This window comes from Variovorax sp. 160MFSha2.1 (assembly GCF_048305075.1).
GTDB classification, from domain to species: Bacteria; Pseudomonadota; Gammaproteobacteria; order Burkholderiales; family Burkholderiaceae_C; genus Variovorax; species Variovorax guangxiensis.
Genome location: NZ_CP157624.1, coordinates 2,965,313 through 2,986,429, shown reverse-complemented (window position 1 = coordinate 2,986,429; position 21,117 = coordinate 2,965,313). Strand labels below are relative to the sequence as shown.

The window sequence follows — 21,117 nt, the reverse complement described above, 5'->3', positions numbered from 1 at the left end:
AGGCCCGAAGGCCTACTTCGCCATCACGCGTGCTTCCCGCACACGTGCCGCCGGGAACACCAGCGCGAAGCGGGAGCCCTTGCCCACCGTACTTTCGATGCGCAGCTCCGCGCCGTGCCGCTGGGCGATGTGCTTGACGATCGCCAGCCCCAGCCCGGTGCCGCCGGTTTCGCGGGAGCGGCTGCGGTCGATGCGATAGAAGCGCTCGGTCAGCCGCGGGATGTGCTCCGCGGCAATGCCTGGGCCGGTGTCTTTCACGGCGTATTCGCCGCGCCCGTCGGGCAGCACCTTCCAGCTCACAGCTACCTCGCCGCCGCCGGGCGTGTAGCGGATGGCGTTGCTCAGCAGGTTCGACATCGCGCTCTGCAGTTCGGTCGGCGCGCCCGACACTTCCGACTCGGCATCCACGACGAACGACAACTGGTGCCCCTTGGGCGTCAGCCGTTCCGACAGTCCGCGCCCCTCGTCCTCGCACTGCGCGAACAGCGCGCGGATGCGGATCCACTGGCTGCCGGACGGCGGCGCGCTGCCTTCGAGGCGCGACAGCGTCAGCAGGTCGTTCACCAGCGTCTCCATGCGATGCGACTGCTGCCCCATCAGCGACAGATAGCGCGCGCGCTCGTCCGCATCGAGTGGCAGGTTCTGCAGGGTCTCGACGAAGCCCGCCAGCACCGTCAGCGGCGTGCGGATCTCGTGCGACACGTTCGCCACGAAATCGCGGCGCATCGCCTCGGCCTGCTCGAGCGCGGTGATGTCGCGCGTGAGCAGCATGCGGCGATTGCCGGCATAGGGGTGCACCTGCACGGAGAGCCTGACCGGATGGCTGCGCTGGTGCCCATGCCCCAGCCCCGGGCCGTCGATGACGACGTCGCGGCTGTAGTTCCAGGACGCAAGGTATGCGACGAAAGCTGGATCGCGCACCAGATTCGCCAGATGCTGCGCCAGATCGCGCTCCGCATCGATGCCGAACTGGCTGGCCGCCGTCTGGTTGCACCATTCGATGCGGCCCTGCTCGTCGAGCAGCACCACGCCGTTGGGCGATGCCTGGATGGCCGCGAGGAACTCCTGCAGGCGGTCTTCGGCCTGCCGGGTCTGCTGCTCGCGGTCGCGCAGCAGCTTGCGGATGCGCTCGGCGAGTTCGCCCCAGACACCCGGCCAGCGAGACGGCAGGCCGGCGGCGTCGTTGCGCAGGATGCGCAGCAACCGATCAGCGCGCCATGCATCCAGCGCCAGCCAGAGCACGGAACCAAGCCAGGCCCCCAGCCAGCCGAACTTCCAGCCAAAAATGGCAACAGCGCCCGCTCCTACTGCAAGGGACGCTATTAAAAAAGTAGCAATTCGGAAAGGCATGGCGGGCGATTATCCGCGCCCGCGGCCAAAGGAAGCCACGGCGCTCAAACCGTGACTTGGGCGGTCAGGCGATAGCCCGCTCCGCGGACGGTCTCGACCATCGGCGCCGCCGCGCCCAGCGATTCACGCAGGCGCTTGACGTGCACGTCGACCGTGCGTTCCTCGATGTAGACGTGGTCGCCCCACACCTTGTCGAGCAGCTGCGCACGGCTGTGCACACGCTCGGCATGCTGCATCAGGTAGGCCAGCAGCTTGAACTCGGTCGGGCCGACCTTCAGCGCGCCGCCCTGCCAGGTCACGCGATGGGTGGAGGTGTCGAGGGCCAGCTCGCCGATCTCGACGCGCTCCGTGACCACTTCCGGCGCCCGGCGGCGCAGCACCGCGCGGATGCGGGCCAGCATCTCCTGGGTGGAGAACGGCTTGGTGATGTAGTCGTCGGCACCGGCATCGAGGCCGGCAACCTTGTCGGGTTCGTCGCCGCGCGCGGTCAGCATCAGGATCGGGATGGCCTTGGTGCGCGGGTCCTTGCGCCACTGGCGCGCGAGCTGCAGGCCGCTCTGGCCGGGCAGCATCCAGTCGAGCAGGATCAGATCCGGCAGGAAGGCGTCGATCTCTCGCTGGGCCGCGGCGCCATCTTCCGACCAGATCGGCTCGAAGCCGTTGTGGCGCAGGTTGACGGCGATCAGCTCGGCGATCGAGGACTCGTCTTCGACGATCAGGACTCGGGGTTTCTTCATGCTTTCTTGGGAGTCTTGCCGCAGCCGTTACTGCAGCGCGGACTCGATTTCCTGCATCGAAGTGTGCCGCACATCGGCACCCTTGACGATGTAGATGATGAATTCGGCGATGTTCTTCGCGTGGTCGCCGATGCGTTCGATGGCCTTGGCCAGGAACAGCAGGTCCAGGCTGGCCGAGATGGTGCGCGGGTCTTCCATCATGTAGGTGACCAGCTTGCGCACGAAACCGTCGAACTCCTTGTCGATCAGGTCGTCGTCCTTCAGGATCGACAGCGCCGCGGCGGTGTCGAGACGGGCGAAGGCGTCGAGCGCCTTGCGCAGCAGGCCAGCGGCGAGGTCGGCGGCGATGCGCAGCTCGGTCGTGGGCAGCTGGCGGGCGGCGCCGCTCTCGATGATCGACTTGACCATGCGCGCGATCTTGTTGGCTTCGTCGCCCACGCGCTCGAGGTTGGCGGTGGTCTTGCTGATGGCGATCAGCAGGCGCAGGTCGCGTGCGGTCGGCTGGCGGCGCGCGATGATGGACGACAGCTCGCGGTCGATGTCGATTTCCATCGCATTGACACGGTGCTCGGTTTCCATCACGCGGTTGGCCGCTTCGGGATCGAATTGCAGCAGCGCGTACACGGCCTGGTTGATCTGCGACTCGACCATGCCGCCGAGCTCCATCACGCGCGACGAAACGCCGTTGAGCTCGCTGTCGAACTGGCTGGAGAGGTGTTTCTCGGTCATGTTGTTGTCTCCTTTGACTTCAACCGAAACGGCCGGTGATGTAGTCCTCGGTCTCCTTGCGCTGCGGCTTGAAGAACATCTGTTCGGTGGCACCGAACTCGATCAGGTCGCCGAGGTACATGTAGGCGGTGTAGTCGCTGCAGCGGGCGGCCTGCTGCATGTTGTGCGTCACGATGACCACCGTGTATTCGTTCTTGAGCTCGGCGATCAGCTCCTCGATCTTCGCAGTCGAGATCGGGTCGAGCGCCGAGCAGGGCTCGTCGAGCAGCAGCACTTCGGGCTTGATCGCGATGCCGCGTGCGATGCACAGGCGCTGCTGCTGGCCGCCGGAGAGGCCCGAGCCGCTTTGCTGCAGCTTGTCGCGCACTTCGGTCCACAGCGCGGCCTTCTTCAGCGCCCATTCGACGCGGTCGTCCATCTCGCTGGCCGAGAGGTTCTCGAACAGCTTCACGCCGAAAGCGATGTTGTCGTAGATCGACATCGGGAACGGCGTGGGCTTCTGGAACACCATGCCGACCTTGGCGCGGATCAGCGCCACGTCCTGCTTCGAGGTCAGCAGGTTCTCGCCGTCGAGGGCGATGGTGCCCTCGGCACGCTGCTCCGGATAGAGCTCGAACATGCGGTTGAAGGTACGCAGCAGGGTCGACTTGCCGCAGCCCGACGGGCCGATGAAGGCCGTGACCTTGTTCTCGGGGATTTCGAGATTGATGCCCTTGAGCGCGTGGAACTTGCCGTAGTAGAAGTTCAGGTCCTTGACCGAGATCTTCGAGCGCGACGGTTGTGCGACGGTGTTTGGCATGTTGTTGACTTCTTCCGGATTCAATGTTTGTTGCGCGTCAGTACCCGCGCCAGGATGTTGAGGGCAAGCACGGCAATCGTGATCAGGAACACGCCGGCCCATGCCAGCTGTTGCCAGTTCTCGTAGGGGCTCATCGCGAACTTGAAGATCGTGACCGGCAGGCTGGCCATCGGCTGGCTCACGTCGGCGGTCCAGAACTGGTTGTTCAGGGCGGTGAAGAGCAGCGGCGCGGTTTCGCCGGCGATACGCGCCACGGCCAGCAGCACACCGGTGACCACACCGGCGCGGGCGGCGCGCAGCGTGATGTTGGTGATGACGCGCCACTTCGGCGTGCCCAGCGCATAGGCAGCTTCGCGCAGGCCCGGCGGCACCAGCTGCAGCATGTTTTCGGTGGTGCGGATCACCACCGGGATCACGATCAGCGCCAGCGCGATGGCCCCGGCCAGACCCGAGAAGGTCTTGAAGTAGGCCACCACCACTGCATAGACGAACAGGCCGATCACGATCGACGGCGCGGACAGCAGGATGTCGTTGACGAAGCGCGTGACCGAAGAGAGCAGTCCCTTGGGGTTGTACTCGGCCAGATAGATGCCGGCCATGATGCCGATCGGCGTGCCCACGAAGGTGGCCAGCATCACCATCACGAACGAGCCGAAGATCGCATTCGCGATACCGCCCGCCTCGTTCGGCGGCGGTGTCATCTGCGTGAACGTGGCGATGGCGAGGCCACCCACGCCCTGACGCAGCGTCTCCCAGAGGATCCAGATCAGCCAGAACACGCCGAAGGCCATGGCGGCGAGCGACAGCGTGAGCGCGATCTTGTTGACGCGGTTGCGCGCGGCGAACTTGGCCTGGCGCGTTTCGGCCAGCGCCTTGGCCACGAGAAGGTTCTGGGCGGTGCTCACGACTTGGTTCCTTCGCTCTTCTTCATCTTGGCCAGCAGCATCTTGGAAAGCGACAGCACGACGAAGGTGATGAAGAACAGCACGAGGCCGAGGTACATCAGCGCGGCCTGGTGCAGGCCCGCGCCGGCTTCGGCGAATTCGTTGGCGAGTGCCGAGGTGATGCTGTTCGCAGCCTCGAACACGGAAAGGGAGTTGAGCTGGTTCATGTTGCCGATCACGAACGTGACCGCCATCGTTTCACCCAGCGCCCGGCCGAGGCCGAGCATGATGCCGCCGATGACGCCGGCCTTGGTGTAGGGCAGCACCACCTTGGAGACGACTTCCCAGGTGGTGGAGCCGAGGCCGTAGGCCGACTCCTTCAGCAGCGGCGGCGTCACCTCGAACACGTCGCGCATCACCGAGGCGATGAACGGGATGATCATGATCGCGAGGATGATGCCAGCCGACAGGATGCCGATGCCCACGGGCGGGCCCGACACCAGCGCGCCGAGATACGGCACGTCGGAGAGCAGCTTCTGCAGCGGCTGCTGCACCCAGGTCGACAGGATCGGCCCGAACACCAGCAGGCCCCACATGCCGTACACGATGGACGGCACCGCCGCCAGCAGCTCGATGGCCGTACCCAGCGGGCGCTTGAGCCAGCTGGGCGAGAGTTCGGTGAGGAAGAGCGCGATGCCGAAGCTCACCGGCACCGCGATCACCAGCGCGATGATCGAGGTGGCCAGCGTGCCGTAGATCATGACCAGGCCGCCGTACTCGTCCTTGACCGGGTCCCACACGCTGCTCGTGAGAAAGCCGAGGCCGTACTTCGAGATGGCGGGCCAGGCGCCGGCAACCAGGGACAGCAGGATGCCGATGAGCATCGCCAGCGTCAGCAAGGCGGCGCCCTTGGCGGCCCAGCCGAACAGCCGGTCGGCCATGGGGCCGGAACGCGGCGCCTTCACAGGCGGCGGAGGTGCGGTGGCACGACCGCGCTCGGCCGCGAGGTCGAGAGAGGTGGTGGCGGCGGGAAAGGTGGATGACACGGGTCGCTCCGGCAAAGACGAAAGCGGCGCGTCCTCGAGCGAAGAATTGCTCATGGGCGCGCCGTTCTGGACTGGTGGGTAGGTTTACTTGAACGCGACGGCCTTGCCCGACGAGTCCTTCACCTCGCCCCATGCCTTGGCGATGGTGGCCTTCACGGCGTCGGGCATCGGCACGTAGTCGAGCTCGTCGGCCGTCTTGTCGCCGCTCTTGTAGGCCCAGTCGAAGAACTTGAGCACGGTGGTCGCGTTGGCGGGCTTGTCCTGCACCTTGTGCATCAGGATGAAGGTGGCGCCGGTGATGGGCCATGCGTCCTTGCCAGCCTGGTTGGTCAGCACCTGGTAGAAGCTCTTGTTCCATTCGGCGCCGGCGGCGGCGGCCTTGAATGCCGAGTCGTCGGGCGACACGAAGGTGCTGGCGGCGTTCTGCATCTGGGCGTACGTCATCTTGTTCTGCTTGACGTAGGCATATTCGACGTAGCCGATCGAGTTCGGCAGGCGGTTCACGAAGGCGGCGACGCCTTCATTGCCCTTGCCGCCCGCGCCGGTGGGCCAGTTCACGGCCGTGCCTTCGCCGACCTTGGTCTTCCACTCGGCGTTGACCTTGCTCAGGTAGTTGGTGAACAGGAAGCTGGTACCCGAACCGTCGGCGCGGCGAACCGGGGCGATGGCCGCGTCGGGGAGGTTCAGCGAACCGTTCAGCGCCTTGATGGCGGGGTCGTTCCACTTGGTGATCTTGCCCAGGTAAATGTCGCCCAGGACCTGGCCGTTGAGCTTCAGCTCGCCGGGCTTCACGCCCTGGATGTTGACCACGGGAATCACGCCGCCGATGACGGTGGGGAACTGCATCAGGCCCTTGGCCTGGAGTTCGTCGTCCTTCAGGGGAGCATCCGAAGCGCCGAAATCGACGGTCTTGGCTTCGATCTGCTTGATGCCGGCACCCGAGCCGACCGACTGGTAGTTGATCTTGACGCCGGTGGCCTTGTTGAAGTCGGAAGCCCACTTGGCGTACAGCGGCGCTGGGAAGCTGGCGCCGGCACCGGTCACGTCTTGCGCGAGGGCGGGAATGGAGAACACCGCGGCCACGAGACCGGCTGTTGCAAATTTGAACGTCGTTTTCATGAAGCTTCCTTTTAGAAGTAAGAAGTAGTCCCTTTCCGGGCTTGGGACGGACTCTAGAAAGCTTCTGTGACATCAATATGACACCCCTCTACCGAGGGAAAATGCCTTTGTTTCGCCGGTCTTGCATGTGACGCTGTCACATAACCGTCATGCGAGCCCCCTAGCCTTCCGGAACTCGCCATCGCGCGATCAGAAGGCGGCACGCCCTGTCACGGCGCTACGATCAAACACAAAGACACCGCCCTCCTTTTCAGAATCACATGCAAAACGGCACCCGCCTCGCAGCAGTCGACCTGGGGTCGAACAGTTTCCGGCTCGAAATCGGACAGGTCGACCACGGCCAGATCCACCGCACCGAATATCTCAAGGAGACGGTGCGCCAGGGCAACGGCCTGGACAGTGCCCGCAATCTCACGACCGAAGCCATGCAGCGCGGCTGGGACGCCCTCGCCCGCTTCGGCGAGCGCCTGGCAGGCTTCAAGCGCTCGCAGGTCCGGGCCGTGGCCACGCAAACGTTGCGGGAGGCGCGCAACCGCGAAGAATTCCTGCTGCGCGCGCGCACCATTCTGGGGTTCGGCATCGACGTGATCCCTGGACGGGAAGAAGCCCGCCTCATCTATCAGGGCGTGGCGCACATGCTGCCGCACAACGATGCATCCGACCGCGAGCGTCGGCTGGTGGTCGACATCGGGGGGCGCTCCACCGAAATGATCATCGGCCGCGCCCTGGAGGCCGACCGCATGGAGTCGTACCGCGTCGGCAGCGTCGCCTGGTCGATGAAGCACTTCGGTGAAGGTCTTTTCACCCAGGCCGCCTTCCGCGCCGCCGAAGTCGCGGCCAAGGCCGTGCTCGACGACGCGCTCGGCAGCTACACGCGTGACCAGTGGGACGTGGCCTATGGCGCCTCGGGCACCATCGGTGCCGTCGGCGATGTGCTGGCCGCGGCGGGCGGCGAGCCTGGCCTGGTCACTCGCGAGGGCCTCGACTGGCTGCTCGATCGCCTGCTCAAGGCCGGCAGCGCTGACAAGCTGCGCATCGATGGCATGCGCGAAGACCGCAAGGCCGTGATCGGCGGCGGCCTGAGCGTGCTGCGTGCCGTGTTCGATCTCCTGTCCATCGACGAAATGAAGGTCGCCCAGGGTGCGCTGCGCCACGGCGTGCTCTATGAGCTGCTTGAGCGCGACGAGAGCGTCGCCGACATGCGCACCACCACCGTCGCGCGGCTGGCCAGCCGGTTCGCGGTCGATCCGGAGCAGGCTCGCCGTGTCGGCGACACCGCCGCGGCCCTCTTCGTGCAGCTCTCGCCCGCCGCGCGCGGCGGCAGCACCACCAACCGGGCTGGCCGCGCGCTTCGCAAGCTCGGGTGGGCCGCACATCTGCACGAGATCGGCACGCTGGTGTCCCACAGCGATTACCACAAGCATGGCGCCTACATCCTCGACAACACCGACGCACCCGGCTTTGCGGTCAACGAACTGCATGCGCTGGGCCAGCTGGTGCTGGGCCAGCGAGGCAAGCTTCGCAAGCTCGAGGCGTCGCTGGACGATGAAACCTTCGTGATGCAGTTGCTGTCGCTGCGGCTCGCGGTGATCCTGTGCCACGCACGGCGCGATCCCGACCCGCAGGCGCTCCACCTGGCAGCACTGGGCGCACGGGCCTTCGCCATCGCCTGCGCTCCGGACTGGGCCGAGGCCTATCCGCAATCGGCGCACCTGCTGCGCGAGGAAGTGCTGGCCTGGCAGAAGACCAGCAACTGGCGGGTCGAGCTCAGCGGCTGCTGAGCACTCCCGACTGCCGGGCTTTCTCGCTCCCGATCAGAGCAACTCGGGCGATTGCACCGTCACCACGACGGTCTGCACGTCGCCGTCGCGCTCGCGCGTGCGGATCCACCACAGCGCGCCCTTGCGCACCGGGCAGCTGTCCTGCTTCAGCCCCAGCAGCAGCGAGATCGCCTGCCCCACCGATGGCTGGTGGCCGATCATCAGCACCACAGACTTGCCATTGGGCCAGCCGGCCGCGCCGAGCAGCGCCTCGGCGGTGGTGTCCGGAGCGAGTTCCGAGCGCAGCTTGTATTTGCGGCCCAGCGCCAGCGCGGTCTGTTCGCAACGCCGCGCCGGGCTGCAGATGATGCGCGTACCGTCGGGCAACTGGCGGTCCAGCCATGCCGCCATCCGCTTGGCCTGCTTTTCGCCGCGCGCGGTGAGCGAGCGCTGCATGTCGTCGCAACCCTCGGTCCAGTCCTCGGCTTCGGCATGACGCCAGAAGATCAAGTCCATGGTCATCGTCTTTCGATCTTCAGTTGCTGGATGCATCTCTGAGATGCCCTCGTGATGCGTAGCGGTTCATGAGCGCCGCCTGCGCGCCATGGGCTTCGACGACGGGCGACGAGCCTGCTTCGCCCGAATGCGTATCGTGGTCGACGCGCGTGTACGTGCCGTCGGCGCCCAGGTCCCAGGCGTCGCGGCCGTCGTGCAGATAGGCCACCAGGCATTCGTCGATCAGCCGCTGGCGCAGCCCGGGGTCCGTCACGGGCCATGCGAGCTCGACGCGCCGCATCATGTTGCGGTTCATCCAGTCGGCACTCGACAGGTACAGCGACTCGTCCTCCCCGTTGCGGAAGTAGAAGACCCGCGAATGCTCCAGGAAACGGCCGATCACCGAGCGCACCCGGATGTTGTCGGTGACGCCCGGCACCTGCGCCGGCAGCGTGCACGCTCCGCGCACGATCAGGTCGATCTTCACCCCCTTCTGGCCGGCGCGAACCAGCGAGGCGATGATTTCGTCGTCGGTCAGCGCATTCATCTTGGCGACGATGCGGGTCGGCTGGCCAGCTGCGGCTGCCAGGCCCAGCGCATCGATCTGGGCGATGACGTTCTTGTGCAGGTCGAATGGCGCCAGCCACATGCGGTTGAGCTTCGGCAAGCGGCTCTGGCTCGCCAGATGCACGAAGACGGCTTCCATGTCGGCCGTCAGCAGCGGATCGGCCGTGAGGTGGCTGATGTCGGTGTAGAGCCTGGCCGTGCGCGGGTTGTAGTTGCCCGTCGAAAGATGGCCGTAGCGGCGCATCTGCTTGCCCTCGCGCCGCGTCACCAGCAGCATCTTGGCGTGGGTCTTGAGTCCGACCACGCCATACACCACCTGCGCACCGATCGACTCGAGCATCTCGGCCCAGTTGATGTTGGCCTCCTCGTCGAAGCGGGCCTTCAGCTCCACGACCACCGTGACTTCCTTGCCGCGACGAACGGCCTCACGCAGCAGGTCCATCATTTCCGAGTCGGCACCCGTGCGGTAGATGGTCTGCTTGATCGCCAGCACCTGCGGGTCTTGCACGGCCTCGCGCAGGAATGCCAGCACCCCGTCGAAGCTCTCGAAAGGTTGATGGATCAGGACGTCGCCTCGCTGCAACTGCTCGAAGAACGACTGGCCGGACGACAAGGTGACGGGGTACGAGGCGCGATACGGCGGAAACCGCAGTTGCGGTTCGTCGAGCAGGTCAGCCAGTTGCGTGAGCCGGGCCAGGTTCACAGGGCCGTGTACCCGGTACAGCGCCTCTGGCGGCAGATTGAACTGCGCCAGAAGGAAGCTCGCGAGCGATTCGGCACAGCTTGCCGAAACTTCGAGGCGAACGGCCTGCCCGTAGTGCCGGTGCTGCAGCCCCTGGCGCAGCGCGGTACGCAGGTTCTTGACGTCTTCCTCGTCCACGGCAAGGTCGGAATGCCGCGTGACACGGAACTGCGAGAAGTCGCCCACCTCGCGCCCCGGGAACATGCCGCTCAGATGTGCACGCACCACGCTGGAAAGCGCCACGAAAAGCGTCTTGCCCTCCGACACCTTGGCCGGCATCCTGATCAGCCGCGGCAGCACGCGCGGCAGCTTGACGATCTGGATCGGGTTTTCACGCCCGAAAGCATCCTTGCCACCCAGCCTGACGATGAAGTTGAGCGACTTGTTCGCCACCTGCGGGAACGGGTGGGCCGGATCGAGGCCGACCGGAATCAGCAGAGGGCGCACCTCGCGCTCGAAATACTCGCTGACCCATTTGCGCTGCGCCGGATTGCGCTCACCGTGGGAAATGATGCGGATGCCGTGCGTCGCGAAGGTCGGCATCAACTCGTCGTTGTAAAGCGCGTACTGGCGCGCCACCAGCTTGTGGGCCGCTTCGGCCAGACGCTGGAACGACTCGACCGTGTAAGTGCCCTTGTGGTCGCCGGCGCTGCCTGCAATCAGGTGGGGCGCGGCACGGACTTCGAAGAACTCGTCGAGATTCGACGACACGATGCACAGGTATCGCAGCCGCTCGATCAGCGGCACTTCCTTGCGATGCGCCCAGTCGAGCACGCGCTCGTTGAACGAAAGAATGCTGTGGTCGCGGTCCAGCAACGTGAACGCGGGCGCCGCAACCTCAGGGGACGGGTTTGCGGGAGCGGGAGACATGGACACTGATTCTGAGGCAGGCGACACAGGAGGGAACACAGGCTGAAATATGACAGTGTCAGCCTCTCTTGTGACAGTTCCATGACTATTCCGTGACGCGCCGAGGCCGGCGGTTTGCTGGCCGAGGGCACCGGGGGGAGAAGCGAGCGGCCCGGTTCCGGGCCGGTCAGCCGCCGGCTTCATGCGCCCAGGAAGTGCTTGCGGTAACGCGCCGGCAGGTCGTCGATGCGCATCAGCATCGGCAGGTCGGCCGCGTTGAAATCGGGATCCCAGGCCGGCGCGCCGAGGACCTTCGCGCCCAGGCGCAGGTAGCCCTTGATGAGCGCCGGGGGCTCCACGTCGAGCGTGCTATCGAGGCGTTCGACGGGCAGCGGCAGACGGGGCTGCACCTGATATTGGATGGGCGCCATGTGCTTGGCCGAAACCTGGCGCCAGATGCTGGCAGCGGCGTCACCGTTCGTGACACCGTTATGTGACATCGGGATGCTCGCGCAGCCGATCATCGTGTCGAGCTTGTTGCGGTGCATGAAGCCGGCCAGGGCACCCCAGAGCGCGAGGATCACGCCGCCCTGGCGATGGTCGGGGTGCACGCAGCTGCGGCCCAGTTCCACCATGCGCTCGCGCAGGTCGCGCAGGCGGGTGAGGTCGAATTCAGTATCGCTGTAGGTGCTGCCGACCCGCCGGGCCTGGGCGGGAGTGAGCACGCGGTAGGTGCCGATGACTTGCTGGGTCAGTTCGTCGCGCACCAGAAGGTGTTCGCAGAAGTCATCGAACAGGTCGATGTCGTGACCGGCGACCGGAGAGGAAACCCGGGCGCCCATTTCACCGACGAACACGTCGTAGCGCAGGCGCTGGGCGGCCCGCACGTCGTCGACGTGGCGGGCCCAGCCAACGGTGATACCTTGTTTGGATTCGACGGCCTGCGGCAGGATGACTGCGGGGGCCTGAGGCACCGACGTACGGGCCGCAGCGGCAGGAGCACCAGCCGCGGGAGCGGGCCACAAGGCCGCGCGAAGCCCGATCTGCGAAAGCGGAAACGTCGGGTTGGGCAGTTCTTTCATGGGGAGACCCTTTCTGCCGAGGGAGTCTCCGCACCTGCGATGAAGCGGGCATGTCAGGAAAATTGCAGGCGCGTGACGCTGTTACAACCCCACGCCGCCTGCAGAACGACTGCAACCCACAGGGCCAGCTTCGTCGTCTAATGCGATGGATTCGCGAAACGGAGTTCCACACATGGCCACAACCGCCGCCAACGGCACCGACAGCAGCCGCCTCCATCAGACCTTTCCCGTCCTCAGTGACACGGAGATTGCGCGCATCGCGCGCTTCGGCACCGTGCAACAGTTCGCGCGCGGCGCCAGGCTGTTCACCGCGGGCGAAACAGGCCCCGGCATGTTCGTGCTGCTGAAAGGCGTCGTGGCTGTCACGCAACGCGACGGGCTCGGTCATGTGGTGCCGATCGTGCGGCAAGGACCGGGAGAGTTCCTGGCCGAAGTCGGCCAGTTGAGCGGCCGCCCTGCCCTCGTCGACGGCCACGCCGACGAGGATGTGGAGGCGCTGCTGGTGTCCCCCGCGCAGTTGCGCGCGCTGCTGGTCGCCGAAGCCGACCTTGGCGAGCGCATCACCCGCGCGCTGATCCTTCGGCGCGTGGCGCTGATCGAATCGGGCGCCAGTGGCCCGGTCCTGATCGGCCAGCCGCAGTCGCCCGACATGGCCCGGCTCGAGAACTTCCTGCGCCGCAACGGCTATCCATATCACCTGGTCGACGCTGCCCAGGACCCCGACGCCGCCGCCCTGCTCGCCCAATACGGAACCTGCAAGCTGCTGGCGGTATGCCCGGACGGCTCGGTGCTGGTCAACCCGAGCGACGATGCGCTGGCGCGCTGCCTCGGCATGGTCGATACGGCGGAGCGCAACGAGCTGTACGACGTGGCCGTCGTCGGCGCCGGGCCTGCCGGGCTGGCGACTGCGGTGTACGCGGCTTCCGAAGGCCTGCGCGTGATCGTGCTCGACTGCCGGGCATTCGGCGGCCAGGCCGGTGCCAGTGCGCGCATCGAGAACTACCTCGGCTTTCCCACCGGTATCTCGGGGCAGGCGCTGGCGGGCCGAGCGTTCGTCCAGGCACAGAAATTCGGCGTCGAGATGCTGATTCCGGCCAAGGTGGCGTCGCTGGACTGCTCTCGAGAAAACGCGCTCGAGAGCCTGGCAGTCACGCTGGCGGACGGCCGCACGATCCATGCGCGCACGGTGGTCATCGCCAGCGGCGCGCGCTACCGCCGGCCCGACGTTCCGCGGCTTGCAGAATTCGAGGGCCGCGGCGTCTGGTACTGGGCCTCTGCCATCGAAGCAAAGATCTGCGCGCAGCAAGAAGTGGCGCTGGTCGGCGGCGGCAACTCGGCCGGACAGGCCGCGGTGTTCCTGTCGCGCCATGCGGCCAAGGTGAACGTGCTGGTGCGCGGGCCGTCGCTCGCCGCCAGCATGTCGCGCTACCTGATCGACCGCATCGAGGCCACGCCCAATATCTCGCTGCAGCCACACACCGAGCTCGTTCGCCTTCATGGCGGCTCCGACGAAGGCCTCACCGGCGCGACATGGCGCTGTCATACCTCCGGCAACGAACACGACTGCGCTGCGCGCAACATCTTCCTCTTCGTCGGCGCGGAGCCGGAAACCTCATGGCTCGAAGGCTGCGGCGTGGCGGTCGACAAGCATGGCTTCGTGCTCACCGGCGATGCCGCCAGCCGCGGCTTTCCGGCCCGGCCGTCCGCGGCGCTCGAATCGAGCGTGCCGGGTGTGTTCGCCGTCGGCGACGTGCGCTCGGGCTCGGTCAAGCGCGTGGGCGGCGCCATCGGCGAAGGCGCGGCCGCAGTAGCGCTGATTCACCAGCACCTGTCGCAGGCCTCGGCCGTGGCCTGAACAGCGCATCAGCTCAAACCAGAAGGAGTCCGAAGTTGCCAATCAAACCTTGTGACCACGTGCCCGCCGAGATCGCACAGCCCCACGCCCAGCAACAGCGCGGCTGCGAAGACTGCCTGAAGACCGGGGACACCTGGGTTCACTTGCGCTTGTGCGTGCATTGCGGGCACATCGGCTGCTGCGATTCGTCGAAGAACCGTCATGCGACGCGGCACTCGCACGCCGAAGGTCACCCCGTCATCCGGTCGCTCGAGCCCGGTGAAAGCTGGATGTGGTGCAACGTGCACGAGAAGCAAGTCGGTTGATATTTCCCCGAATTTCACCAACCAGACTGCGAATTCCCGCGCCGGCACGCGTTTGAATTCGCACGTATATGCTGCCGGGCTCGCATCAAACACATCCCATTACCGGAGTGCCAGACAACATGCCCGCATCGCCCATCGAGGTCTATTCATGGCCAACGCCGAACGGCCACAAGATTCACATCATGCTGGAGGAGTGCGGGCTGCCCTACCACGCGCACCCCGTGAACATCGGCAAGGGTGACCAGTTCGCGCCCGACTTCCTGCAGATCAGCCCCAACAACAAGATCCCGGCCATCACCGACCCCGATGGTCCGGACGGCAAGCCGATTTCGCTCTTCGAATCAGGCGCCATCCTCGTGTACCTCGCGGGCAAGACAGGCAAGTTCCTGCCCACCGGCGACCGCGAGCGCTACGACGTGCTGCAGTGGCTGATGTTCCAGATGGGTGGCGTCGGCCCCATGCTCGGCCAGGCGCACCACTTCCGCCTGTACGCGCCCGAGAAGATCGCCTACGCCATCGACCGCTACAGCAACGAAGCCAAGCGCCTCTACGGCGTGATCGACAAGCAGCTGTCGAAGAACAGGTTCATCGCAGGCAAGAGCTATTCGATCGCCGACATCGCCATCTTCCCGTGGCTGCGCAGCTGGGAAAATCAGGGAATCACCCTCACCGATTTCCCCCATCTGAAGGACTGGTTCGACGGCATTTCCGCCCGCCCGGCCGTGCAGCGCGGCGTGAAAGTGCTTGCCGATCTGCGCCAGCCGATCACCGGCGACAAGGAGCGAGAGATTCTTTTCGGCAAGACCCAGTACGAGAAACGCTGAGGCCCTTTTATCCGGGCTAGAATAGAAGGCTTGTCGGGGTGTAGCGCAGCCTGGTAGCGCATCTGGTTTGGGACCAGAGGGTCGAAGGTTCGAATCCTTTCGCCCCGACCAAAAAATGTGAACGGTGACAGTGGCTCGGGCTGCTGTCACCGTTTTGCATTCTGCGTCACCTGACACGCGGACAGTTCGCGGGCCGATGCGCCGAGCCCCCTATCGACTTCCTACACCCAGATCGCGTGAGGGCAGCCCGCGGGCAGAAAGACCCACGACCACTGCGGGAGACTGCTGAAACCGGATTCACACATCTTGTTTCATATGTAAGATTTTTCCAGCCTCAAGAAGCATTGCTTTCTGGCTTCTCATTGGGGAAATCTGCCATTAGAACAAGGAGTGATTGGATGAATTCGTGTTACAAAACGGTATGGAATGCGGCACTGGGCGCCTGTGTAGCAGCAGCAGAGAACGTGTCTTCGAAGCGGGGCGGCAAGGCGAGCGGTTCAAGGCGCACAGTTACTGCGAGCGCGGCCTTGGCGCTGGCCGCGTTGGCCGCCGGCGGAGCCGCACAGGCAGCGACCTTCACCGCCGCCAGCGAGGCGGAACTGATCACGGCCATCAACGACGCCAATGCCAGCCCCGACTTGAGCTCCACCATCACCGTCACCAAGGCCATCACGGTGACGACGCAGTTGCCCCAGCTCTCGTCGAAAGTGACAGTCAATACCGGCACGTTTGCCACGACCATCGGCTCCGCTGCAGGTGCAACGCTGGATCTACAGACTGGCGCGACCTATCAAGCCGCCGTGGTCCAGGTGGGCATCGCCCCCAACACGACCGGGATCGTGGTGGCCCAGGGCAGCGGCACCGCGCTGTCGGGTACTGCCCTCACGACCGGGGCAGGTCAGAGCACGGTCAGCGTTCTGGACGGCGCTTCCGCCGTCTTCACCGGCAATCTGAACACCGGAGCTGGATCGGCCACCATCAACGTGGGCAAAGGCGCCTCGATGTCGGTTGGCAACCTGAACTCGGGCATCGGCCAGACCGCGATCAACGTGACGGGTGGCGGAAAGATCACGGTCGGCACCAACGCCAACCTGGGGGGCGGCAACGGCGCCGCGAACGGAGGCATCACGGACGTCGTGGTGAGCGGCACCGGCTCTGCCATTCAGTTCAGCGGGGCCAGCGGCTACTACCACCATGCCGGCACGCTCGAAGTCTCCGCTGGCGGCTTCGTCGGGGCCAACACGGTGCAGGTGGGTTTCCGGGCGGGTGACGTGTTTACCGCGACCGTGACGGGGCCCGGGTCCGTCTTCGGCAGCGTCAACAACAATCTGACCATCGGTGGAGGAGGAACTGCCACGGTCACCGTGGCCGACGGCGCCCTGCTGACTTCAGGCACCAGCGGCACCAATACGCTCTCCCTGGCCAACACGGCGACCGGCGTGACAACCTTGAACATCGGTGCACCGGTCGGGAGTGCGCCTGCCGCCCCCGGTGCCGTGACGGCGAAGAACATCACCTCCAGCAGCGGCCAGTCGACGATCAACTTCAACCACAACGCGAGCAGCTACGAATTCGCGGTGCCGATCGGCGGAAATGTCATCGTCAACCAGATCGGCAGCGGCACGACCACGCTGACGGGGGACAACAACTACAGCGGCGGCACCACGATCACCGCGGGCACGCTGCAGCTGGGCAACGGAGGCACCACCGGCTCGATCTCCGGCGCTGTCGTCAACAACGCCACGCTGGCCATCAACCGCTCGAATGCCGTCAGCTTCCCCGACGCCATCAGCGGCAGCGGTGTCGTCCAGCAACGGGGCACGGGCACCACGACGCTGAGCGGAACCAACACCTACACGGGCGGCACTGTGGTGCAGGCCGGCCGGCTGCTGGCCGGCAGCGCGGGCGCGTTCGTGCAGAACACCGCCTACACGGTCAACGGCGGCACGCTCGACCTGGGCATCTGGGACCTCACCACCTCCAACCTCTCCGGCACCGGCGGCACCGTGGCGCTGAACGCCCAGACACTCACCGCCAACCAGGCCGGCGACAGCACCTACGCCGGCGCCATCACGGGCACGGGCGGCGTCGTCAAGTCCGGGGCTGGCGTGCTGACGCTCTCCGGTACGAACAGCTACAGCGGCAACACCTCCGTGACGCAAGGCACCGTGCGCGCCGGGGCTGTGAGCACCTTCAGTTCGAAGAGCGCGACCGTTGTCGCCAATGGCGCGACGCTCGACCTGGCGGGCCACAACCAGACTCTGGCATCCGTGAACAACAGCGGCACGGTGAGTCTCGCCGGCGCAGCGCCTGGCACCACGCTGACCGTCACCGGCCCGTGGGTGGGCAACGGCGGCACGCTCCGGCTGGGCACTGCACTCGGCGACAGCAGCAGCGCGAGCGACAAGCTCGTGCTCAGCGGCGCGACCGCCATCGCCAGCGGCACGACCAACGTGCAGATCACCAACCTCGGCGGCCTCGGCGCGCTGACCACCGGCAACGGCATCGAGGTCATCAGCGCGATCAACGGCGCCACCACCACCGCGCAGACCACGAAGAACGCCTTTGCGCTCGCGGGCGGCCACGTCGACGCCGGCGCCTACGAGTACCGGCTGTACGCCGCCGACGCGAGCGGCGCGGGCGAGAACTGGTATCTGCGCTCGACCGTCGCGGCGGTGCCTCCGACCAACGGAGGTGGCACAGGCGGCGGCGTGGTCGTGCCGGCCTACCGTACCGAGGTTCCACTCTACGCAGTGCTTCCCGAGCAGTTCCGCCAGGCCAACCTGTCGATGCTCGGCAGCCTGCACATGCGCATGGGGGATAACGTCCGCCCCGCCGCCAACGACGCAGGCCCTGCCGTCGCCGGCCAGAGCTACCGCCAGGCGTGGGGCCGCCTCATCAGCACCGACCGCACCACCAGCCAGACCGGTACCGTGAGCCCTACCAGCAGGGGCCGCCTCACCGGCGTCCAGGCCGGCACCGACCTCTGGGCCGATACCCACTGGCGCGCCGGCGTCTATGTCGGTCAGCTCGACGGTGACATGCGCGTCAACGGTTTCGCCAGCGGCCTGCTCGATCTCGGCGTCGGCATCAACGACCTCAAGAATCAATACTTCGGCGTCTACGGCACCTGGAAGAACGACAGCGGCCTCTACATCGACGGTGTGCTGCAGGGCGGCCGCCACCGCTATACGGCATCGCCGGTGCTGGGTCTGGGCAGCGGTGGCAAGGGCAGCAGCCTGCTGGCCTCCGTCGAAGTAGGCCAGTCCTTCGGCATCGCTGCCGGCTGGACCATCGAGCCGCAGCTGCAGCTGGTGCACCAGCGCGTGAGCCTGGACGACGCGAGCATCGTCGGTGCACTGATCCGCCAGGACAGTGACAGCGGCTGGCTGGTGCGCGTCGGCGTGCGGGTCAAGGGCGAGATCGACACCAGCGCGGGCCCGCTGCAACCCTATGCGCGGCTGAACCTCTATCACACGGGCAGTGGCACCGATGTGGCGCGCTTCATCGGTCCGGCCGGCTTCGCCGACATCGCCACGCGCACTGGTGGAAGCAGCGGCGAGCTGGCGGCGGGCGCATCCTGGCAGTTGAGCCGCAGCACCAGCCTGTACGGCGAACTTGGCAAGCTGTGGGACATGAGCGGCGATGCACGCAACAGCAGCGGCGTCAACGCCAGCGTGGGTGTGAAGGTGCTCTGGTAAGAGCCGGAGATGCAGGCGGTCGGACACGCATGACTGCGGTCTGTCGCCTGCCTCGAAACCGCCCCGCGCGCCAAATCAGGACGCGGAACTCGGTAGAATCCGCCGCTGCCGCTTGAGAGCAATCGCACTCAAGTCATTGATTTTCCAGGCATCTCTTCAGCCTGGAATCTGCCCGTAGCTCAGTTGGATAGAGCACCTGCCTTCTAAGCAGGTTGTCGGGGGTTCGATCCCCTCCGGGCAGGCCAATCCAGTCCTTCACGCAGCCTCGCAAGATATGAGCTGGCCGGCGCGGTCCCGGACGGTCTCATGCCGCCGTGCGCCGGACGGGCCTTGAAAACGCCGAGATAACAACCCGCAGCTTTCGCGCAATGGCACTCGATCACGGTCGAGCAAAGGATGCCGAGCCCAAGGCGATCGGAGACCTGGCCAGCGCCTGTTGCGGGTTGATCATCAGCGCGCAACATGCTGTCACTTTTTGGCTGCCCAACAATGAAAACAAAAGGGCTACACTGCACCCGGGCAGCCAATCTCTCCCTCTACCCTCCTCCTATGGCTGCTCATTTAGCCCGCTTCGGCGGGTTTTCTTTTTGATGCGATGGGCTCGCGGCGCCAGCGCCTCGAGCGCTATTGGTCGACCGAAGCCCACCCGGAGCCATCAAGCGCCCTCTCCTGCAGCCACGAACCGCCGCTCCCGCATCCACTTCGTCATGACCCACTTGTCCCCCCGGGTCACCGCCGCGCTCGCATGCAGAGACCGCGCATCGACGCGGCCGCGGTCGTCGCAATATTCGAAGTAGCAGGCATTCCCGCGAATCGGCGATACCGCGAGGCCGAGCTGCGGAAAGACGGTCTGGCCGCCTTCGGGCACGTCGTCGAGATAGGTCACCAGCGTGCTCACGCGCTGGCCGCTTCGCGCGACGGATTCGCGGTTGGCGGCGTTGGTGGGTGCCAGGTAGTCGTAATGAGGCTCGCTGCCGGCGCCGGTCGGATAGTGCAGCACCTGCAGTCCCTCGCCGTTTTCCAGCGGAAGGTTCATCAGCGCCGAGAGCCGCCGGTCGAGACGGGCGACCAGGTCGTTCTCGCCCGGACGGAAGAACATGCCCCAGCTTGCGCGCTTGTCGCTCACCACGTCGCGGCCGCTCATCGGGTCGACCAGGGTGGAGGGCTTCAGCCGCGGTCGCGCCATCTCGATGATGGCCTTGCACTCCTCGGCGTCGACCACGTTGCCCAGCACGGCAAAGACCGGATCTTCGCCGCGCGAATGCACGACGATCTCGCGACCGGCGGCCAGTATCCGAGTGCCCGGCGCGAGCCGCGCCACCGGCCTGGACGACGCTTCGTCCGGAAGTTCGACGGCGCCGTCCGGCATCGCCCCGCCCTGCCGCCGCGCATCGACAAACGCCGCGACGATGGCGTGCGCGGCCCGCTCGCTCATTCCCTGCTTCAGCATCGTGGCCAACACCGCCTGCGGCGCAAGACCCGCATCCAGGTTGTGCGTGAGCCAGCGGCCCAGATCGGGCGAGAAGCGGACGATGGTGCTCATGGGAACCCGTGTGTTCGCCGTACCGCGCCTCAGACCGGCCCCATCTGGGCGACCCAGCCCCTGTCGTCGCGCCGGAAGCCCTGGCGCAGCTGCAGCGGGCCACCCGCGCCGTTCATGATGCGCGTGATCATCGGAAACACGCGCTGCGCGTCGGCGTTGCGCATCCACGGCGCCGTATCGACCTGGTAGGTGTAGCTGACCACCGCCAGTGGATGCCGTGCGTCGGAGGCGTCGACCTTGACGTCGACGATCTTCTCGCGCTTGAGATGCGCCACGCAGAAGTCGCTGGCGTGTTCGGTGCCATGGCTCGCGTGCGGATGCGGCTTGTAGAACTGGCGGCCGGCTTCGGTCAGATCGAATCGCTTGATCGCACCGTCGGGGTTTTCCTTGCTCTTCGGTGCAGCGACGATGGTGCTCTGCACCAGCCCCAGTTGTTCCATCACCGGAAACTGGACTGCGTGGCGCGCACCGGAGCCGGCTTCGGCTTCGGTCAGGTCGATCGGCCAGTCGAACATGGCAAGGCAGATGTCGCCGCGCCGGGCGAGGTAGTCATCCAGCGGGGCGGCGAGATTCTCGGCGGTGGGCGCATTGGCGTCACGGCCGGCACTGCACGCGGCCAGTGCACAGATGACGGCGAGGCCCGCCAGGGTCTTGAGCGAATTCAGGATGCGCAGGCTCGGTTCGATGAAACGGAGATTCATGGGATTTCTGGTTGGCTTTCTTGAATGTC

Annotated in this window: 17 protein-coding genes and 2 tRNA genes; 7 read left to right on the top strand and 12 right to left on the bottom strand. The window is 66.0% G+C overall.

The window, feature by feature from the left end; all coding sequences use genetic code 11:
- Positions 1–12 precede the first annotated feature (12 nt).
- Genes phoR through pstS form a run of 7 tightly spaced genes read right to left on the bottom strand, consistent with a single transcriptional unit; the run spans position 13 to position 6,664 of the window.
- Complete coding sequence (gene phoR, locus ABL838_RS13425; RefSeq protein WP_126019041.1) at positions 13–1,350, bottom strand: phosphate regulon sensor histidine kinase PhoR; 1,338 nt, start codon at positions 1,348–1,350, stop codon at positions 13–15.
- A gap of 44 nt (positions 1,351–1,394) precedes the next feature.
- Positions 1,395–2,087 (bottom strand): phosphate regulon transcriptional regulator PhoB, encoded by a 693-nt coding sequence (gene phoB, locus ABL838_RS13420; protein ID WP_007836652.1) that lies wholly within the window; start codon positions 2,085–2,087, stop codon positions 1,395–1,397.
- A 27-nt stretch (positions 2,088–2,114) separates the two neighbouring features.
- Positions 2,115–2,816, bottom strand: a complete 702-nt coding sequence (gene phoU / locus ABL838_RS13415) for a phosphate signaling complex protein PhoU (RefSeq protein WP_184638458.1) — start codon at positions 2,814–2,816, stop codon at positions 2,115–2,117.
- 19 nt (positions 2,817–2,835) lie between these two features.
- Entirely contained in the window at positions 2,836–3,615 is a 780-nt protein-coding gene (gene pstB / locus ABL838_RS13410; RefSeq protein WP_021007056.1) for a phosphate ABC transporter ATP-binding protein PstB, read from the bottom strand.
- Positions 3,616–3,635: 20 nt separating this feature from the next.
- Positions 3,636–4,520, bottom strand: a complete 885-nt coding sequence (gene pstA / locus ABL838_RS13405) for a phosphate ABC transporter permease PstA (protein ID WP_019653049.1) — start codon at positions 4,518–4,520, stop codon at positions 3,636–3,638.
- Positions 4,517–5,599: a phosphate ABC transporter permease subunit PstC gene (pstC, locus tag ABL838_RS13400; RefSeq protein ID WP_126019034.1), complete on the bottom strand. Its 1,083-nt coding sequence runs from the start codon at positions 5,597–5,599 to the stop codon at positions 4,517–4,519. The genes pstA and pstC overlap by 4 nt, the downstream gene beginning before the upstream one ends.
- Before the next feature lie 30 nt (positions 5,600–5,629).
- Positions 5,630–6,664, bottom strand: a complete 1,035-nt coding sequence (pstS, locus tag ABL838_RS13395) for a phosphate ABC transporter substrate-binding protein PstS (protein ID WP_418125604.1) — start codon at positions 6,662–6,664, stop codon at positions 5,630–5,632.
- A gap of 260 nt (positions 6,665–6,924) precedes the next feature.
- On the opposite strand from pstS, the gene ABL838_RS13390 reads away from it, so the two are divergent.
- Positions 6,925–8,445, top strand: a complete 1,521-nt coding sequence (locus tag ABL838_RS13390; protein ID WP_126019030.1) for a Ppx/GppA phosphatase family protein — start codon at positions 6,925–6,927, stop codon at positions 8,443–8,445.
- A 33-nt stretch (positions 8,446–8,478) separates the two neighbouring features.
- Here the strand turns inward: ABL838_RS13390 and ABL838_RS13385 are convergent, their stop codons facing one another.
- Genes ABL838_RS13385 through ABL838_RS13375 form a run of 3 tightly spaced genes read right to left on the bottom strand, consistent with a single transcriptional unit; the run spans position 8,479 to position 12,159 of the window.
- On the bottom strand, positions 8,479–8,940 hold the full coding sequence (locus tag ABL838_RS13385) for a SixA phosphatase family protein (RefSeq protein WP_171022539.1): 462 nt from the start codon (positions 8,938–8,940) through the stop codon (positions 8,479–8,481).
- A gap of 19 nt (positions 8,941–8,959) precedes the next feature.
- The gene (gene ppk1, locus ABL838_RS13380) at positions 8,960–11,281 is read right to left on the bottom strand and encodes a polyphosphate kinase 1 (RefSeq protein ID WP_418125603.1); all 2,322 of its coding nucleotides are present in this window, start codon (positions 11,279–11,281) and stop codon (positions 8,960–8,962) included.
- On the bottom strand, positions 11,278–12,159 hold the full coding sequence (locus ABL838_RS13375; protein WP_126019026.1) for a GNAT family N-acetyltransferase: 882 nt from the start codon (positions 12,157–12,159) through the stop codon (positions 11,278–11,280). The genes ppk1 and ABL838_RS13375 overlap by 4 nt, the downstream gene beginning before the upstream one ends.
- A gap of 172 nt (positions 12,160–12,331) precedes the next feature.
- Between ABL838_RS13375 and ABL838_RS13370 the strand changes: the two genes are divergently transcribed.
- From ABL838_RS13370 to ABL838_RS13345, 6 genes are all read left to right on the top strand, one after another.
- Positions 12,332–14,014 (top strand): FAD-dependent oxidoreductase, encoded by a 1,683-nt coding sequence (locus ABL838_RS13370; protein WP_221297484.1) that lies wholly within the window; start codon positions 12,332–12,334, stop codon positions 14,012–14,014.
- A 35-nt stretch (positions 14,015–14,049) separates the two neighbouring features.
- A complete protein-coding gene (locus tag ABL838_RS13365) occupies positions 14,050–14,319 on the top strand; it encodes a UBP-type zinc finger domain-containing protein (protein WP_126019022.1) in 270 nt (89 codons plus the stop codon).
- Positions 14,320–14,438: 119 nt separating this feature from the next.
- On the top strand, positions 14,439–15,143 hold the full coding sequence (locus ABL838_RS13360) for a glutathione binding-like protein (RefSeq protein WP_369658363.1): 705 nt from the start codon (positions 14,439–14,441) through the stop codon (positions 15,141–15,143).
- 34 nt (positions 15,144–15,177) lie between these two features.
- Positions 15,178–15,254 (top strand) — tRNA-Pro (locus tag ABL838_RS13355).
- Between the two features lie 287 nt (positions 15,255–15,541).
- The gene (locus ABL838_RS13350; protein ID WP_418125602.1) at positions 15,542–18,844 is read left to right on the top strand and encodes an autotransporter outer membrane beta-barrel domain-containing protein; all 3,303 of its coding nucleotides are present in this window, start codon (positions 15,542–15,544) and stop codon (positions 18,842–18,844) included.
- A gap of 168 nt (positions 18,845–19,012) precedes the next feature.
- A tRNA-Arg gene (locus tag ABL838_RS13345) sits at positions 19,013–19,089 on the top strand.
- A gap of 410 nt (positions 19,090–19,499) precedes the next feature.
- Here the strand turns inward: ABL838_RS13345 and ABL838_RS13340 are convergent.
- On the bottom strand, positions 19,500–20,387 hold the full coding sequence (locus tag ABL838_RS13340; RefSeq protein WP_418125601.1) for a 2OG-Fe(II) oxygenase: 888 nt from the start codon (positions 20,385–20,387) through the stop codon (positions 19,500–19,502).
- A gap of 29 nt (positions 20,388–20,416) precedes the next feature.
- A complete protein-coding gene (locus ABL838_RS13335) occupies positions 20,417–21,088 on the bottom strand; it encodes a hypothetical protein (RefSeq protein ID WP_369658420.1) in 672 nt (223 codons plus the stop codon).
- Positions 21,089–21,117: the final 29 nt, after the last annotated feature.

Coding starts and splice junctions, on each gene's coding strand:
- phoR (WP_126019041.1), bottom strand. CDS start 1,350: ATGCCTTTCCGAATTGCTACTTTTTTAATAGCGTCCCTTGCAGTAGGA.
- phoB (WP_007836652.1), bottom strand. CDS start 2,087: ATGAAGAAACCCCGAGTCCTGATCGTCGAAGACGAGTCCTCGATCGCC.
- phoU (WP_184638458.1), bottom strand. CDS start 2,816: ATGACCGAGAAACACCTCTCCAGCCAGTTCGACAGCGAGCTCAACGGC.
- pstB (WP_021007056.1), bottom strand. CDS start 3,615: ATGCCAAACACCGTCGCACAACCGTCGCGCTCGAAGATCTCGGTCAAG.
- pstC (WP_126019034.1), bottom strand. CDS start 5,599: ATGAGCAATTCTTCGCTCGAGGACGCGCCGCTTTCGTCTTTGCCGGAG.
- pstS (WP_418125604.1), bottom strand. CDS start 6,664: ATGAAAACGACGTTCAAATTTGCAACAGCCGGTCTCGTGGCCGCGGTG.
- ABL838_RS13390 (WP_126019030.1), top strand. CDS start 6,925: ATGCAAAACGGCACCCGCCTCGCAGCAGTCGACCTGGGGTCGAACAGT.
- ABL838_RS13385 (WP_171022539.1), bottom strand. CDS start 8,940: ATGGACTTGATCTTCTGGCGTCATGCCGAAGCCGAGGACTGGACCGAG.
- ppk1 (WP_418125603.1), bottom strand. CDS start 11,281: ATGAAGCCGGCGGCTGACCGGCCCGGAACCGGGCCGCTCGCTTCTCCC.
- ABL838_RS13375 (WP_126019026.1), bottom strand. CDS start 12,159: ATGAAAGAACTGCCCAACCCGACGTTTCCGCTTTCGCAGATCGGGCTT.
- ABL838_RS13370 (WP_221297484.1), top strand. CDS start 12,332: ATGGCCACAACCGCCGCCAACGGCACCGACAGCAGCCGCCTCCATCAG.
- ABL838_RS13360 (WP_369658363.1), top strand. CDS start 14,439: ATGCCCGCATCGCCCATCGAGGTCTATTCATGGCCAACGCCGAACGGC.
- ABL838_RS13350 (WP_418125602.1), top strand. CDS start 15,542: ATGAATTCGTGTTACAAAACGGTATGGAATGCGGCACTGGGCGCCTGT.
- ABL838_RS13340 (WP_418125601.1), bottom strand. CDS start 20,387: ATGAGCACCATCGTCCGCTTCTCGCCCGATCTGGGCCGCTGGCTCACG.
- ABL838_RS13335 (WP_369658420.1), bottom strand. CDS start 21,088: ATGAATCTCCGTTTCATCGAACCGAGCCTGCGCATCCTGAATTCGCTC.